The organism is Streptomyces sp. APSN-46.1, assembly GCF_022815725.1.
GTDB lineage: Bacteria > Actinomycetota > Actinomycetes > Streptomycetales > Streptomycetaceae > Streptomyces.
On record NZ_JALGRF010000002.1, the window covers coordinates 409,988 to 425,825 of the forward strand.

General features: G+C 70.9%; 15 protein-coding genes and 2 tRNA genes. 16 read left to right on the forward strand and 1 reads right to left on the reverse strand.

What is annotated here, in order from left to right:
- Positions 1 to 102: 102 nt before the first annotated feature.
- The 7 genes from MTF65_RS08430 to MTF65_RS08460 all read left to right on the forward strand — a co-directional run bounded on the left by MTF65_RS08430 (position 103) and on the right by MTF65_RS08460 (position 6,743).
- On the forward strand, positions 103 to 1,122 hold the full coding sequence (locus tag MTF65_RS08430; RefSeq protein ID WP_243627751.1) for a glycosyltransferase family 2 protein: 1,020 nt from the start codon (positions 103 to 105) through the stop codon (positions 1,120 to 1,122).
- Complete coding sequence (locus MTF65_RS08435) at positions 1,119 to 1,553, forward strand: GtrA family protein (RefSeq protein ID WP_243627753.1); 435 nt, start codon at positions 1,119 to 1,121, stop codon at positions 1,551 to 1,553. Before MTF65_RS08430 ends, MTF65_RS08435 begins: the two co-directional genes overlap by 4 nt.
- Before the next feature lie 78 nt (positions 1,554 to 1,631).
- A complete protein-coding gene (proB, locus tag MTF65_RS08440) occupies positions 1,632 to 2,759 on the forward strand; it encodes a glutamate 5-kinase (RefSeq protein ID WP_243627755.1) in 1,128 nt (375 codons plus the stop codon).
- Positions 2,760 to 2,855: 96 nt separating this feature from the next.
- Positions 2,856 to 3,254 (forward strand): hypothetical protein, encoded by a 399-nt coding sequence (locus MTF65_RS08445; protein ID WP_243628620.1) that lies wholly within the window; start codon positions 2,856 to 2,858, stop codon positions 3,252 to 3,254.
- A 371-nt stretch (positions 3,255 to 3,625) separates the two neighbouring features.
- Positions 3,626 to 4,909 (forward strand): glutamate-5-semialdehyde dehydrogenase, encoded by a 1,284-nt coding sequence (locus MTF65_RS08450; RefSeq protein ID WP_243627757.1) that lies wholly within the window; start codon positions 3,626 to 3,628, stop codon positions 4,907 to 4,909.
- A gap of 76 nt (positions 4,910 to 4,985) precedes the next feature.
- A complete protein-coding gene (locus tag MTF65_RS08455; RefSeq protein ID WP_243627759.1) occupies positions 4,986 to 5,528 on the forward strand; it encodes a hypothetical protein in 543 nt (180 codons plus the stop codon).
- Positions 5,529 to 5,597: 69 nt separating this feature from the next.
- Entirely contained in the window at positions 5,598 to 6,743 is a 1,146-nt protein-coding gene (locus MTF65_RS08460; protein ID WP_243627760.1) for a hypothetical protein, read from the forward strand.
- On the opposite strand, the gene MTF65_RS08465 is transcribed toward MTF65_RS08460, so the two are convergent.
- Positions 6,727 to 7,818: a M48 family metallopeptidase gene (locus MTF65_RS08465; RefSeq protein WP_243627762.1), complete on the reverse strand. Its 1,092-nt coding sequence runs from the start codon at positions 7,816 to 7,818 to the stop codon at positions 6,727 to 6,729. The two genes, MTF65_RS08460 and MTF65_RS08465, sit on opposite strands and share 17 nt — an antisense overlap.
- A gap of 141 nt (positions 7,819 to 7,959) precedes the next feature.
- Between MTF65_RS08465 and MTF65_RS08470 the strand changes: the two genes are divergently transcribed.
- From MTF65_RS08470 to leuS, 9 genes are all read left to right on the forward strand, one after another.
- A complete protein-coding gene (locus tag MTF65_RS08470; RefSeq protein ID WP_243627764.1) occupies positions 7,960 to 8,124 on the forward strand; it encodes a hypothetical protein in 165 nt (54 codons plus the stop codon).
- Between the two features lie 67 nt (positions 8,125 to 8,191).
- A complete protein-coding gene (nadD, locus tag MTF65_RS08475) occupies positions 8,192 to 8,809 on the forward strand; it encodes a nicotinate-nucleotide adenylyltransferase (RefSeq protein ID WP_243627766.1) in 618 nt (205 codons plus the stop codon).
- Between the two features lie 23 nt (positions 8,810 to 8,832).
- Positions 8,833 to 10,536: an LCP family protein gene (locus MTF65_RS08480; protein WP_243627768.1), complete on the forward strand. Its 1,704-nt coding sequence runs from the start codon at positions 8,833 to 8,835 to the stop codon at positions 10,534 to 10,536.
- Positions 10,537 to 10,644: 108 nt separating this feature from the next.
- Positions 10,645 to 11,091: a ribosome silencing factor gene (gene rsfS, locus MTF65_RS08485; RefSeq protein WP_243627770.1), complete on the forward strand. Its 447-nt coding sequence runs from the start codon at positions 10,645 to 10,647 to the stop codon at positions 11,089 to 11,091.
- Positions 11,088 to 11,753 (forward strand): histidine phosphatase family protein, encoded by a 666-nt coding sequence (locus tag MTF65_RS08490; RefSeq protein WP_243628621.1) that lies wholly within the window; start codon positions 11,088 to 11,090, stop codon positions 11,751 to 11,753. The genes rsfS and MTF65_RS08490 overlap by 4 nt, the downstream gene beginning before the upstream one ends.
- Before the next feature lie 143 nt (positions 11,754 to 11,896).
- Positions 11,897 to 11,969, forward strand: a tRNA-Ala gene (locus tag MTF65_RS08495).
- A gap of 144 nt (positions 11,970 to 12,113) precedes the next feature.
- Positions 12,114 to 12,347, forward strand: a complete 234-nt coding sequence (locus MTF65_RS08500; RefSeq protein ID WP_008738908.1) for a hypothetical protein — start codon at positions 12,114 to 12,116, stop codon at positions 12,345 to 12,347.
- A gap of 141 nt (positions 12,348 to 12,488) precedes the next feature.
- Positions 12,489 to 12,561 (forward strand) — tRNA-Ala (locus MTF65_RS08505).
- Positions 12,562 to 12,821: 260 nt separating this feature from the next.
- Positions 12,822 to 15,704: a leucine--tRNA ligase gene (leuS, locus tag MTF65_RS08510; protein WP_243627772.1), complete on the forward strand. Its 2,883-nt coding sequence runs from the start codon at positions 12,822 to 12,824 to the stop codon at positions 15,702 to 15,704.
- The last annotated feature ends 134 nt before the right edge of the window (positions 15,705 to 15,838 follow it).

Sequence of the window (15,838 nt, forward strand, 5' to 3'; positions counted from 1 at the left end):
ACGACCCAGGAAGCCCTAACCTCGCCGTGCATCTTCTAAGGAAGAGGTGAGTTACAGGTCCGGTCGCCGACAATCACCCGTTCGGACCCAGCAGGATGTGTCATGACGAAGCTGTCTGTAGTCGTCCCTTGCTACAACGAAGAAGCCGTCATTGAAAGTTTTGATGTCGAGATCCGAAAGGTTCTGGACTCGCTCCCCATCGAGTACGAGGTCTGCTACGTCGACGACGGCAGCCGTGACGGCACCCTGGAGAAGCTCCGCAGGATCGCCGCGGACTACCGGGACCAGACCCGCTACGTCTCCTTCAGCCGCAACTTCGGCAAGGAGGCCGGCATGCTGGCCGGTCTGCGCGAGGCCACCGGCGACGCCGTCGTGATCATGGACGCGGATCTCCAGCACCCGCCGGAACTCATCGCCACCATGCTCGACTACTACCGGCAGGGACACGACCAGATCATCGCCCGCCGCACCCGCGAGGGGGACAAGAAGGTCCGCTCGGTGCTCAGCCGGCTGTACTACCGGGGCATCAACCGCTGGGTGGACGTGGAACTGACCGACGGCGTGGGGGACTTCCGGCTGCTGTCACGGCCGGCCGTGGACGCCCTGCTGTCCCTGCCCGAGTACAACCGCTTCTCCAAGGGCCTGTTCTCCTGGATCGGCTTCGACACCGTCCACTTCGACTACCGCAACGCCCAGCGCGAGGCGGGCGAGACGAAGTGGAAGTTCGGCTCCCTGCTCAACTACGGCATGGACGGCCTGATCTCCTTCAACAACAGACCCCTGCGCATCGCCATCTGGCTCGGCGTGTCACTGGTGGCGCTGACCGGCCTGTACGCGCTGTGGATCACGGTCATGGCGATGACCAACGGCGTCGACTCGCCGGGATATGTCACGCTCGTGGCCATCATCACCGGCCTCGGGGGCGTCCAAATGATCATGCTGGGCCTGATCGGCGAGTACATCGGGCGCATCTACTACGAGACGAAGCGGCGCCCGCACTTCCTGGTCAAGGAATCGCACGGCGCGGAGCCGGTCCCGGCCGGACCCGAGATCGCCGGCGCGGCCGCCGCCCTGCCCGCCGACCCGACCGACCCGGTGATCGCGGAGCGCTTCCGCCGATGACGAGCGACAGGAAGGACCAGCTCGGCCAGATCGTCCGCTTCGCGCTCGTGGGCGGGGTGAACACCGGCACCTTCTTCGGCATCTATCTGCTCCTGCACCCGTGGATGCCGTACTTCGCCGCGTACACCCTCGCCTTCGTGCTGTCGATGGTCGGCTCGTTCTTCATGAACACGTACTTCACGTACCGCACCCGGCCGACCTGGAAGAAGTTCCTGCTCTTCCCGCTGACGAACGTCACGAACTACGTGATCCAGTCGGCCGGTCTCTACGCCCTGGTGACGTGGGCCGGGATGGACACCCGCATCGCGCCGCTGGTCGCGGCCGTCGTGGCCATCCCGTTCACCTTCCTGCTCTCCCGCAAGATCCTCGTCCCCGGTGCCCGCGCCATGGCGGAGGAACCGGAGGCGTCTCCCCGCTCGTCCACGGTCTGAAACCGGCGGGCGGGCCCCGCGGGCCACCCCGTAGATTGAGCGGGCAGGCTTTCGGAGGCAAGGGGCAAGGGGACAGACGTGTCAGCGGCTAGGCAAGGTGTCGTGGACGCCCGCAGGATCGTGGTCAAGGTCGGCTCCTCCTCCTTGACCACAGCGGCCGGCGGGCTCGACGCCGACCGGGTGGACGCGCTGGTCGACGTACTGGCCAAGGCCCGCAGCGGCGGCGAGAAGGAGATCGTCCTGGTCTCCAGCGGAGCCATCGCCGCCGGCCTCTCCCCGCTCGGCCTGCGCCGCCGCCCCAAGGACCTGGCCCGCCAGCAGGCCGCCGCCAGCGTCGGGCAGGGTCTGCTCGTCGCCCGCTACACCGCCTCGTTCGCCCGCTACGGCGTCCGCGTCGGCCAGGTACTGCTGACCACCGACGACACCAGCCGGCGCGCGCACTACCGCAACGCCTACCGGACGCTGGACCAGTTGCTGGCGATGGGCGCGCTGCCCGTCGTCAACGAGAACGACACCGTCGCCACGGACGAGATCCGCTTCGGCGACAACGACCGGCTGGCGGCCCTCGTGGCCCACCTGGTCCGCGCCGACCTCCTCGTCCTGCTGTCTGATGTGGACGGCCTCTACGACGGGGACCCGTCGCTGCCCGGCGCCACCCGGATCGACGAGGTCAGCGGCCCCGAGGACATCGCGCACGTCTCGATCGGCAGCGCGGGCAAGGCGGGCGTCGGCACCGGCGGCATGGTCACCAAGGTGGAGGCGGCACGGATCGCGGCGGCGGCCGGCATCCCCGTCGTCCTCACCTCGGCCAGCCAGGCGGCCGATGCCCTGGCCGGGCGCGGGACCGGCACGCTGTTCCACGCCACCGGCCGCCGCTCGGCCGACCGGCTGCTGTGGCTCCAGCACGCGTCCACCCCGCAGGGGCACCTCGTGCTCGACGACGGCGCGGTACGCGCGGTGACGGAGCGCGGCAGCTCGCTGCTGGCCGCCGGCATCGCGGCCGTCGAGGGCGACTTCGTCGCGGGCGACCCGGTGGAACTGCGCTCCGCCGACGGCCGCGCCGTGGCCCGGGGCCTGGTCAACTTCGACGCCAAGGAGATCCCGCAGCTGCTGGGCCGCTCCACTCGCGACCTCGCGCGGGAACTCGGACCCGCGTACGAGCGGGAAGTCGTCCACCGCGACGATCTGGTCCTGCTGCAGGGCTGAGGTTCGGTAAAACCGCCGCGCGGTGGCCGTGGGACTGGTCAACTGTGAGGGGCGGACACGCGTAGCGCAGACAGGAGGCGGCTGGTGAGACGAGCGCTGACCAGCGTCGGCACCGGGCACGGTGAGGGCGGCGGAGGCGGGGACGAGCGCGACGCCTCCCGCCTCTGGCACGTCACCCTGAGTGTCTCCGGCAAGCCGGCCCCGCTGTCCGAGGTCCGGCGCGGGCTGGAGCAGCTCGCGCACGACCATCCCTTCCTGCTGACCAGCCGGTACGCGGACGACCACGCGGAGATCCGCTACTGGGAGGAGGCCCGCGACCTCCACGACGCGGCCGCCGTCGCCCTGCGGCTGTGGGGCGAACACCGCTCGTCGGCGCAACTCCCGCCGTGGGAGATCGTCGGCCTGGAAGTCATCGACCGCGCCACCTACCACCAACGCGTGGCCGAGGGCTACGGCCCACCCCCGGCCCACCCGGTGGGCGTGCACCCTTATTGAACGCGCCCCTCGCACCGCTCGGCCGCAGGCGGCCTCCCGGGCTTCGGCCCGCTGCGCCGGACTCCGTCCGGCGGGGGGCGATTTCCAGCCCCGCCGGCGTTTGAGGCGCGGGGTCTGGGGCGGAGCCCCGGGTTTGTCCAGCCGTCCGGCGTTTGAGGCGCGGGGTCTGGGGCGGAGCCCCGGGTTTGTCCAGCCGTCCGGCGTTTGAGGACCGGGGTCCGGGGCGGAGCCCTGGGGAACGGCGAAAGGGCGGGGCGGGGAGAAGGCCCCGCGCAGCGGTGCCGCAACGGCCGGCGGCAGCCCGGCGGCGGGAGCGTCTCGCGGGGTGAAACCCCGTCGGCGGGGGCCCGGCCGGGGATTACCCTGGCGGCATGACCTCGCTCGACGACGCCACCGCCACCTCGCCCGTCCTCGCTACCGCGCAGCGGTCCCGCACGGCCGCCGCGGCCATCGCCCCCCTCCCGCGGTCCGCCAAGGACGCGGCCCTCCTGGCCATCGCGGACGCGCTGGAGGCCCGTACCGCCGAGATCGTCGCCGCCAACGCCGTCGACACCGACAAGGCGCGCGCGGCCGGCACCAGCGAGACCGTCATCGACCGGCTCACCCTCACCCCGGAGCGCGTCGCGGCCATCGCCTCCGACGTACGCGACGTCGTCGCCCTGCCCGACCCCGTCGGCGAGGTCGTCCGCGGCTCGACCCTCCCCAACGGCATCGACCTCCGCCAGATCCGCGTCCCCCTCGGCGTCGTCGGCATCATCTACGAGGCCCGCCCCAACGTCACCGTCGACGCCGCCGCCCTCTGCCTCAAGTCCGGCAACGCGGTCCTCCTGCGCGGCAGCTCCTCCGCCTACGCCTCCAACACCGCGCTCGTCGCCATCCTCCGCGACGCCGTCGAGAGCACCGGCCTCCCCGCCGACGCGATCCAGCTCGTCCCCGGCGAGTCCCGCGACTCCGTCCGCGAACTGATGCGCGCCCGCGGCCTCGTCGACGTGCTCATCCCGCGCGGCGGCGCCGCCCTCATCAAGACCGTGGTCGAGGAGTCCATCGTTCCGGTCATCGAGACCGGTACCGGCAACTGCCACGTCTACGTGGACGCCCAGGCCGACCTCGGCATGGCCGTGGACATCCTCATCAACTCCAAGGCGCAGCGGCCCTCCGTCTGCAACTCCGCCGAGACCCTCCTCGTCCACCGCGACATCGCCGACGCCTTCCTGCCCCGCGCCCTCGACGCCCTCGCCGACGCCGGCGTCACCGTCCACGGCGACGCCGAGGTCCTCTCGTACGCCGAGGACTCCAAGGCCACCGCGCTCCCCGCCACCGACGACGACTGGGCCGCCGAGTACCTCTCGTACGACATCGCGGCCGCCGTCGTGGACTCCCTCGACGACGCCGTGACCCACATCCGCCGCTGGACCTCCGGCCACACCGAGGCGATCGTCACCACCTCGCAGGCCGCGGCGCGCCGCTTCACCCAGCTGGTCGACTCGACGACGGTCGCCGTGAACGCCTCCACGCGGTTCACGGACGGTGGCCAGTTCGGCTTCGGCGCGGAGATCGGAATCTCCACGCAGAAGCTGCACGCCCGTGGCCCGATGGGCCTTCCGGAGCTCACCTCCACCAAGTACATCGTCACCGGTGACGGTCACGTCCGGTAGTCGGGAGCTGAACACCGAGTGGCCGGATTTCGGCCACGCACTGCCCAAAGCCGCCCCCCAGGTCTAGGCTGGTCCTGTGCCGGACGACGTGGGGGGCAAGCCGTTCCCGGACGACGGGGAGCCCGACGACGACCGCGGAGGCGCGGAAGAGGACTTCGCCTCCGTGGTGTTCGACGAGGACTTCGTCCGGAACGCCGAGATCCATGAACCGAGCGCCGCGGAGCGCCAGCGGGCCGCCGACCGGGCGCGCGCGGAGGCGGAAGCCGCCCGCGCCGTCGCCGGCGGCTGGCCGGGCGAGGACGAGCACGACACCTACGGGTACGGGTACGGCCTCGACGACCGCGGCTGGGAGCACGACCGCGGCCACGGCTTTCCCGACGGCCCCTACGGGGCGTACGGCGGCAGTCTGCGCCCGTACCGGGGCCGCGCGCCGTGGCTGCGGCCTGTGGCCTGGGTGCTCGCGTTCGTGATGGGCCTCGGCATGGTCGCGCTCGCCTTCAGCGCCGTCTACCGCAGTGCCGCGGGGGCGGCGAAACCCGCCCCGGCGCCCTCAAGCACCCCGCTCAGGGAAGTCACCGGCGCCGGAGCGTTTACCTACCCCGCAGGCCGCCAACCCTGAAGGTGACGACCCCACTCGCCTGTTCCGGAGCTGGGGGCTTCTCTGAAGCGGGGACAGCGGGGAGAAGCGATGGCCGTTCCAGGAGATCCACCCAACGGCACCCCCGAGGGCATCGGCGGGGGTGACGATGAGTTCCGGCCGGACGAGTACCGGTCGGTGGTGTTCGACGAGGACTTCGTCCGGGCTGCCCGGCTCCAGGAGTTCTCCGCCGAGGAACGCATGGGCGAGCACGCCCGCGCCGTCCGCAGCCGCTCCATCTGGTCGGGCACGGGCTCCGGTGGAGCGCGCACCGGGACCCCGGGCCGCGGCGCCCGCCAGGGCATGCTGCTCGTCCTGCTCATCGCCACGGCCTTCGCCGCAGCCGTCTACATGGGCCTGCGCAACCCGTACGTGCCCCCGCCCGGAGGCCACGCCGAGCCGCTCAGCAGCACCGTCGTCCCGCTCGCTCCGGCCGCCACCGTACCCGGCGGGAAGCCCGCCGACCTGTACGAGGTGAGCCCCGCCGCCGAGTACCGCGTCGGGGCGGCCGGGATCACGATGCCCGCCCTGCGCCGCACCCACCACTTCACCGACAGCGAGGTCGTCACCGCGCTGTCCATCGCCAAGGACTACCTGGTGCAGTCCTCGCTGGACCCGGACGTGCTGACCGGCACGGCCACCCGGCCGGTGCGGGTCCTGCTCGATCCCGACCAGCTGGCCCAGTTCGACCGCAGCATGACCTCGCCCTCCGGCGACGGGCGGCACGCCGCCACCGGCTGGCTCGTCCGCTTCGACCCCGCCACCACGGTCCTGGCCGACTCCCGGGTCCGGGTGAGCGGCACCCTCAGCTACGAGGAAGTGGCCCCCGAGGTACTCCAGGTGATCTCCGACCACACCTTCGTGTACGCGGTACGGCCGGCCACGGCGACCGGAGCCGCCGCCGACGGGGCCTCGCTCTTCACCGTCCGCCGCGAGCTGCGGCTGCGCTTCGACCGGGAGGACCTGACGGCCCGCCGGGCGGAGCTGGTCCAGGCCTACGTGATGGCCGGGCCGCAGGACTGCTCCACCGACCCGGCGGAGGGTTTCCGGCCGCTCACCGCGGGCGCCGGTCCCACGACCGTGGGCCCGGCCGCGAGCGACCCGTACGCCAGCGGCCACCCGCGGCGCGTGACCGGGCTGTGCGGCGTACTGGCGCCGCCGCCGCCCGTCACCGCGCCCGTCAGTCCCGCTCCGTAGCCCCGCCCCCGCCCTTGCCCTCGCCGCCGGCGGTGCCCCCGCCGCTTCCCCCGGTGGCCCCCGTGAACTTGTCGCGGAGCTTGCCGCCCACGTCGACCGCGCCGCCCGCGAGGTCGCCGACCAGCTTGAACAGCGGGTCCTTGCTGGTGCGTACCGAGTCGGCGTAGTGGGCGGCGGACTGCCGGAAGGAGTCCGTCACCGAGGTGTCCTTGTCCTCGTCCCGCCGCGGGTAGTGGCCGTCCATGATCCGCTGGTAGTCCCGGTTCTGCGACCACTTCTTCAGCTCGGCCGCCCGGACCGTGGCGAAGGGGTGCGTACGCGGCAGCATGTTGAGGATCTTCAGTACGGAGTCGCGCAGGTCGCCGCTCGCCTCGTACTCCTCGGCCTGGGCCAGGAAGGCGTCCACATTCATCTCGTGCAGGTGGTTGCCGCCCGCGAGCTTCATCAGCCCCCGCATGGAAGCGTTCAGATCCTGGCCCACCAGGAGTCCGGCCCGGTCCGCGGACAGCTCCGACTTGCGGAACCACTCCCGCAGCGCGGTGACGATCGCCGTGATCGCCACATTGCCCAGCGGGATCCAGGCCACCTTCAGCGCCAGACCCGTCAGGAACAGCAGCACCGTGCGGTACACGGCGTGCCCCGACAGCGCGTGGCCCACCTCGTGGCCCACGACCGCCCGCATCTCCTCCTCGTCGAGCAGTTCGACCAGGGCCGTCGTCACCACGATGATCGGCTCGTCCAGCCCGATGCACATGGCGTTCGGCTTCGGGTCCTGCTGCACGTACATCTGCGGGACCTTCTCCAGGTCCAGGATGTAACAGGCGTCGCGCAGCATCGCGTACAGGTGCGGGAACTGGGTCTCGCCGACCCGCACCGAGTCCGACAGGAACAGCAGCCGCAGGCTGCGCTCCGGCAGCAGCCCGCTCAGGGCCTTGAACACCGTGTCGAATCCGCTCAGCTTGCGCAGCGCCACCAGCGCCGAGCGGTCCGCCGGATGCTCGTACGCCCGCGAGGAGATACCGGGGAACCTCCTGCGGTCCCTCGCCGGTGCCTTCTCGAATCCCGTGTCCGTCATTGCGCCCTCCCCCTAGATCAGCCTGACTCCGCTTGCGTCTATCCTCTCCAACGCCTGAGTCGGCGTGAGCGTGCCCCAGGCCCCCGCATACGATGTGAGCGAAGTCTCCGCCCGCTCCCCGACTCGATAGGTATCAGCCTGATGAGCCTCTCCTCCACCGCCCACAACCTGGTCGTCCTCGCCTCGGAGGGGGCCGAGCAGCACGGCAACCACGACAGCCTGAACCCCTACCTGACCGGTGGCGGCGCGTTCTTCATCCTGCTCCTCATGCTGTGGGTGACCACGCGCCTGAACCGCGACCGCTAGATCCCTGTCGCGCACGTGCTCGAATGCGGGTCCGGGCCGCCCCGCCGGGCCAGTAGGCTCTGCGCTCATGGGAGAGCAGGAAGTGCCTACCGGCCCGGTCAAGCGCCGGCTCGGCGTGATGGGCGGGACATTCGACCCGATCCATCACGGACACCTGGTGGCCGCCAGTGAGGTGGCCGCCCTTTTCCACCTCGACGAGGTGGTGTTCGTACCGACCGGCGAGCCGTGGCAGAAGTCGCAGCGGGCCGTGTCGCCCGCCGAGGACCGCTACCTCATGACGGTCATCGCGACGGCCTCGAACCCCCAGTTCTCGGTGAGCCGCATCGACATCGACCGCGGCGGCCCGACGTACACGATCGACACCCTGCGGGATCTGAGCGCCCTCAACCCCGACGCGGACCTGTTCTTCATCACGGGTGCCGACGCCCTCGCGCAGATCCTGACCTGGCGAAACGCCGACGAGCTGTTCTCGCTCGCCCACTTCATCGGCGTGACCCGCCCCGGCCACCTGCTCACCGACGACGGACTGCCCAAGGGCGGCGTCTCGCTGGTCGAGGTGCCCGCGCTGGCGATCTCGTCCACGGACTGCCGGGCGCGGGTCGCCAACGGAGACCCCGTCTGGTATCTGGTGCCGGACGGTGTGGTGCGCTACATCGACAAGCGTGAGCTGTACCGGGGAGCCTGAGCTTCCGGAGAGAGGGGCCTGCGGTGAACGACCCACAGCAGCCGTACGACCCGTACGCCGCCCAGGGGCAGCAGCTCATCGGCTACGACGCCTACGGGCGGCCGGTGTACGGCCAGGTGCCCGCGCAGCAGGCGTACGAGCAGCAATACGGCTACGACCACCAGGGGTACGGGCAGCAGCAGTACTACCCGCAGCAGCCCGCCGCCCAGGAGTACGCGCAGGAGTACCCCGAGTACACGGAGTACACGCAGGCGGCCCCCGGCTACGGCTACGACACCCAGCAGGCCCCACAGGCCCCACAGGCCCCGCCGGCCCCGCAGTGGATCCCGCAGCAGCCGGCCCCCGGGGCCGCGCCCCCGGCGGCGCTGCCGGAACCCGAACGCCAACCGGAGCGCCAACCGGAACCGGCGCCCCGGCCGGCCGCGCGGGTCCCCGAGCCGCGCCGGGCCGACTCCGCTCCGGGCGGCGACTACCGCACCGAGCAGTTCGCGTTCATCGACCAGCCCGACGAGGACTCCGACGACGTCATCGACTGGCTCGCCTTCACCGAGAGCCGGACCGAACGCCGCGAGGAGGCCCGCCGCCGCGGCCGCAACCGCGTGGTGGCGCTGATCGTCGTGTTCGCCGTGTTCGCCGTCGGCGGCCTCGGCTACCTCTGGTACGACGGCAGGCTGCCGTTCCTCGACGGCCCCGGGCAGAAGCAGGGCGCGGCGGCCGCGGGCGCCGCGCAGAAGCGCGACATGATCGTCGTCCACCTGCACAACACCAAGAAGGGCGGCACCTCCACGGCGCTGCTCGTCGACAACGTCACCACGAAGCAGGGCGCCACCGTCCTGCTGCCGAACGCCCTCGCCGTCCCGGGGCAGGACGGCGGCGGACTGGCCCTCGGCAAGGCGGTCGAGGAGGGCGGCCTCGGCACCCGCGAGTCCCTCGACACCGTCCTCGGCACCAGCATCGGCGGCACCTGGCGGCTGGACACCCCGTTCCTGGAACGCCTGGTCGAGCTGGTCGGCGGCATCGACGTCGACACCGACGCGGCGGTCCCGGCCGACGACGAGGCCAAGACGCCGGCCGTGGCCCAGGGCCAGAAGCAGCGCCTCACCGGGGCGATGGCCGTCGCGTACGCCACGCACCGGGGCCAGGGCGAGCCGGAGGCGAAGCAGCTGGAGCGGATGGGCGCGGTCCTGTACGCCGTACTGCGCAAGATCCCCTCGGATCCGAAGGCGGCGGCCGTGACGGTCGAGAGCATGGGTCAGATCCTGGACCCCGCGCTGGACGCCCAGACCCTCGGCGCGATGCTGTCCAAGATCGGTGAGCACGCGAAGGAGGGCGCGTACCGCACCGCGCTCCTCGCGGTGAAGGCGGACGGGTCCCTGACCGACGACGCCAACAAGACGGTCGTCAAGGAGATCCTCGGCGGCGACTTCACCGCGGCGCAGGCCGGGGTCGCGCCCCGGGTCGGCCTCAAGGACGCCACCGGCGACGAGAAGACGCAGGTCGCGGCGAAGGCGGCGCTGCTGAACGGCGGCTACACCTTCGTGGACGGCGGCAGGGCCGACAAGACCCAGGCCACCACGCAGATCACGTACCAGGACGACGCGCAGCGGGACAGGGCCATCGAGGTCGCCAAGACGCTGGGGCTGGCGGAGACGGCCGTGAAGAAGGCCGAGAACGCCGTGAACGCGGATGTCGTCGTGACCCTCGGCAAGGACTACAAACCGTCCTGACAGGGCCCCGAGCTGTGCCTTCGCCCGCGCGGGACGTTCCGCGCGGGCGGTGTCGGCGGTACATGAGACCCTTGTAAGGATCTGCCCGCCAACCCGAAAGCATGGCCAGTGACCGCCACGGACCGCTCCATCGAGCTCATCACCGCCGCCGCCCAGGCCGCGGCCGACCGGCTCGCGCACGACATCATCGCGTACGACGTCAGCGACGTGCTGTCGATCACCGACGCCTTCCTGCTCGCCTCGGCCCCCAACGACCGCCAGGTCAAGTCGATCGTGGACGAGATCGAGGAGCGCCTGCTCAAGGAGCTCGGCGCCAAGCCGGTGCGCCGCGAGGGCGACCGCGACGCCCGCTGGATCCTGCTCGACTACATCGACATCGTCGTGCACGTGCAGCACAGCGAGGAGCGGGTCTTCTACGCGCTGGAGCGCCTGTGGAAGGACTGCCCCGAGATCGCGCTCCCCGAGGACGCCAAGCTCACCAAGGGCAAGGCCGAGGAGTACGCCAAGCTGCGCGAGGCGCAGGGCGACGAGGAACTGGATGGTGATCTGTTCTGAGCGCGACCACCACCCGCACGAGCGGCAAGAACGGCAGGAAGATCGTCCTCTGGCGGCACGGCCAGACCTCGTGGAACCTGGAGCGCCGCTTCCAGGGCTCCACGGACATAGCCCTGACCGAGACCGGTGTGGCGCAGGCGCGCCGTGCCGCTCGGTTGCTCGCCTCGCTGAAGCCGGACGCCATCGTGGCCTCCGACCTTCAGCGGGCCTCCGCCACGGCCGCCGAACTGGCCGCCGTCACAGGTCTGCCCGTGGCGCACGACGCCGCGCTGCGCGAGACCTACGCCGGTGAGTGGCAGGGCCTCACGCACGACGAGATCCTCGGGAAGTACGGCGAGCAGTACGCGGCGTGGAAGCGCGGCGAGCCCGTGCGCCGCGGCGGCGGCGAGCTGGAGACCGAGGTCGCCGACCGGGCCGCGCCGGTGGTGCTGGAGCACGCCGACCGGCTGCCGGAGGGCGGCACGCTCGTAGTGGTCAGCCACGGCGGCACCATCCGTACGACCATCGGCCGCCTGCTCGGCCTGGAGGCGTACTACTGGGAGGGCCTCGGCGGGCTCTCCAACTGCTGCTGGTCCGTCCTCGGCGAGGGCGCGCGCGGCTGGCGCCTGATGGAGCACAACGCCGGCACGCTGCCGGAGCCCGTGCTCGGCGACGACGACTGAGGCCTCTTCCGGGGCTTCCGGCGCCCCGGGCCGGGGCCGGGCAGGGGCTCCCACCCGGATTTCACTTTCCGGCTGGTCACAGGCTAGAGTTCTTCTTGTTCGCAGCGCGGAACACCGGAAACGGGGGGAGCGTCGCGGAGAGCGGGGCTATAGCTCAGTTGGTAGAGCGCCTGCATGGCATGCAGGAGGTCAGGAGTTCAATTCTCCTTAGCTCCACAATCAGGATCCCGTCCCCAACAGGGGGGCGGGATCCTTGCGTTTGTTCCCTTTGTGCTGGCTGACCCGGCCCGTACCGTCATGGCAGAATCGGACGGCCGGAGGGGGTCACGACGGCCCGACGCGGGAGGGAGTCGCTGACGGATGGGTGCACACCGGCGGCGGTGCGACTGGTGCAACAACGGCACGCCGATCGTGCGGGACATGGACCCGGTCAACCCCGACTACCAGTACTGGTGCGAGGAATGCGCGCGGGCGCTGATCATAAAAGGCGACCCGATCGAGACGTACCGCGAGCTGGAGGGGGAGCCGATCTACGGCCGGCTGCTCGACGAGCACTGCACGCTCAAACGCTTCTACCAGTTCGCCAGAGCCTGACGGAGCGGTACATTTCGGACATGGCCCCGGCCTGGTGAAAACCGATTTTTGGACCAGGGCCATGACCGTGTAATGTTTGGGACGTCGCCAAGGGGAACCGGCAAGGGAAACCGAGGCGGCGAGCAAGACCAGGCAAGACAAGGGGCTATAGCTCAGTTGGTAGAGCGCCTGCATGGCATGCAGGAGGTCAGGAGTTCAATTCTCCTTAGCTCCACAGTGAAGAGAAGCGGGCCACCCGGATCGGGTGGCCCGCTTCTCGTTGTGTCCGACGGGCGGAAGGGCCGAGCGGCCGTAGGAGCCGCTGCGGTACCCTGACGCCATGCGTGCCGTACGCCTTCTGCTTACCGAGCCGCGCTGATCAGCGCCGACCCCTTAGAGACGGTCGGCATCGGCGCGGCGCCCCCTCCTGTGCGAGGGGTTTTTTCGTTTGGGCAGGCAGAGACGGCAGAGACGATCGATGGAGCTTCAGAAATCATGAGCGAGACGAACACCCCGGCCCCCGAGGCGGCCGAGGCGCACCGTTACACGGCTGCCATGGCCGCCGACATCGAGGCACGCTGGCAGGACGTATGGGACGCGCGGGGCACGTACGAGGCCCCCAACCCGACCGGTGACCTGGCCGCGACTGATCCGATTCAGGCGGCGATGGTCGCGCGGCCCAAGAAGTTCATCATGGACATGTTCCCGTACCCGTCCGGTGCGGGCCTGCACGTCGGTCACCCGCTGGGGTACATCGCCACCGACGTGTACGCCCGCCACCAGCGGATGACCGGCCACAACGTCCTGCACACCCTGGGCTTCGACGCCTTCGGCCTGCCCGCCGAGCAGTACGCCGTGCAGACTGGTACGCACCCGCGCGTGTCGACCGAGGCGAACATCGAGAACATGAAGGTCCAGCTGCGCCGCCTGGGCCTGGGCCACGACAAGCGCCGCTCGTTCGCGACGATCGACCCGGACTACTACAAGTGGACCCAGTGGATCTTCCTGCAGATCTACAACTCCTGGTACGACGCGGACGCGGGCAAGGCCCGGCCGATCGCCGAGCTGGTCGCCGCCTTCGCGGACGGCTCCCGTGAGGTTCCCGGGCGCCGCGACTGGGCGGCCCTGACCGCGGGCGAGCGGGCCGACGTGCTGAACGAGTACCGGCTGGCCTACGCCTCGGACGCGCCCGTGAACTGGTGCCCGGGCCTGGGCACCGTACTGGCCAACGAGGAGGTCACCGCGGACGGCCGGTCCGAGCGCGGTAATTTCCCCGTCTTCAAGTCCCGGCTGAGCCAGTGGAACATGCGGATCACCGCCTACGCGGACCGCCTGCTGGACGACCTGGACGCGCTGGACTGGCCCGAGGCCATCAAGCTGCAGCAGCGCAACTGGATCGGCCGCAGCGAGGGCGCGCGCGTCGACTTCGCGCTGGGCGGCGAGGCGATCACCGTCTTCACCACCCGCCCCGACACCCTGTTCGGCGCCACCTACATGGTGCTGGCGCCCGAGCACCCGCTGGTCGAGAAGTTCATTCCGGATGCCTGGCCCGAGGGCACCCACGACGTGTGGACCGGCGGGCACGCCACGCCGGCGGAGGCCGTCACGGCGTACCGCAAGCAGGCCGCCTCGAAGTCGGACGTCGAGCGGCAGGCCGAGGCCAAGGACAAGACCGGTGTCTTCACCGGCGAGTACGCCGTCAACCCGGTCAGCGGCGCGAAGGTCCCGGTCTTCATCGCCGACTACGTGCTGATGGGCTACGGCACCGGCGCGATCATGGCCGTCCCGGCGCACGACAGCCGCGACTTCGAGTTCGCGCGCGCCTTCGAGCTGCCGATGCGCTGCGTCGTGCAGCCGACCGACGGGCGCGGGACCGACCCGGCCGAGTGGGACGACGCCTTCGTCTCCTACGACGCGACGCTGGTCAACTCCACGGGCGAGGGCATCTCGCTGGACGGGCTGGGCGTCGTCGACGCGAAGGCCGCGATCACCGAGTGGCTGACCCAGCGCGGCATCGGCGAGGGGACCGTCAACTTCCGTCTGCGCGACTGGCTGTTCAGCCGCCAGCGCTACTGGGGCGAGCCCTTCCCGATCGTCTACGACGAGGACGGCGTCGCGCACGCGCTGCCCGAGTCGATGCTGCCGCTGGAGCTGCCGGAGGTCGAGGACTACTCGCCGCGCACCTTCGAGCCCGGCGACGCGACCTCGAAGCCGGAGACCCCGCTGTCGCGCAACGGGGCGTGGGTCAACGTGGAGCTGGACCTGGGCGACGGGCGCGGAGTGCGCTCGTACCGCCGCGAGACCAACACCATGCCGAACTGGGCCGGCTCCTGCTGGTACGAGCTGCGCTACCTGGACCCGAACAACGCGTCGGCCCTGGTGGACCCGGAGATCGAGCGGTACTGGATGGGCCCGCGCGAGAGCGCTCCGCACGGCGGCGTCGACCTGTACGTGGGCGGCGCCGAGCACGCGGTGCTGCACCTGCTGTACGCCCGCTTCTGGTCAAAGGTGCTGTTCGACCTGGGACACGTCTCCTCGGCCGAGCCGTTCCACAAGCTGTTCAACCAGGGCATGATCCAGGCGTACGCGTACACCGACTCGCGCGGTGTCTACGTCCCGGCGGCCGAGGTCGAGGAGCGCGACGGCGGCTACTTCTACCAGGGCGAGCCGGTCAAGCGCGAGCACGGCAAGATGGGCAAGTCCCTGAAGAACGCCGTCACGCCGGACGAGATCTGCGAGGAGTACGGCGCGGACACCCTGCGCCTGTACGAGATGGCGATGGGCCCGCTGGACGTCTCGCGTCCGTGGGACACCCGGGCCGTGGTGGGCCAGTACCGGCTGCTGCAGCGGCTGTGGCGCAACATCGTGGACGAGGAGACGGGCGCGGTGACGGTCGTCGACGCCGAGCCCGTCGAGGACACGCTGCGCGCGCTGCACAAGGCCATCGACGGGGCCGGCTCGGACATGGCCGCGCTGCGCTTCAACACCGCCATCGCGAAGATCACCGAGCTGAACAACGCCCTGACCAAGGCGGGCCGCCCGCTGGAGCGCTCGGTGGCCGAGCGGCTGGTGCTGCTGGTGGCCCCGCTGGCCCCGCACATCGCGGAGGAGCTGTGGCACCGGCTGGGGCACAGCGACTCGGTGGTCCACCAGGACTTCCCGGTCGCGGACCCGGCGTACGTCGTGGACGAGACCGTGACGTGCGTGGTGCAGGTCAAGGGCAAGGTCAAGGCGCGCCTGGAGGTGCCGCCGACGATCTCCGAGGGTGACCTGGAGCAGCTGGCGCTGGGTGACGAGGCGGTCGTGGCCGCGCTGGGCGGTGCGGAGATCCGGAAGGTGATCGTGCGCGCGCCGAAGCTGGTGAACATCGTCATCTGACGCGCCTGACGCGCCTGACGCGCCGCTCTCGGGGAGATCCCGTACGGGCAGGTTGGGGGTTCGATCGGAACTCCTGGCCTGCCTGTGGCGTTTACGGTGGAGGTGACGGAAAAAGGCAGGGGAAGGGGAGCCTC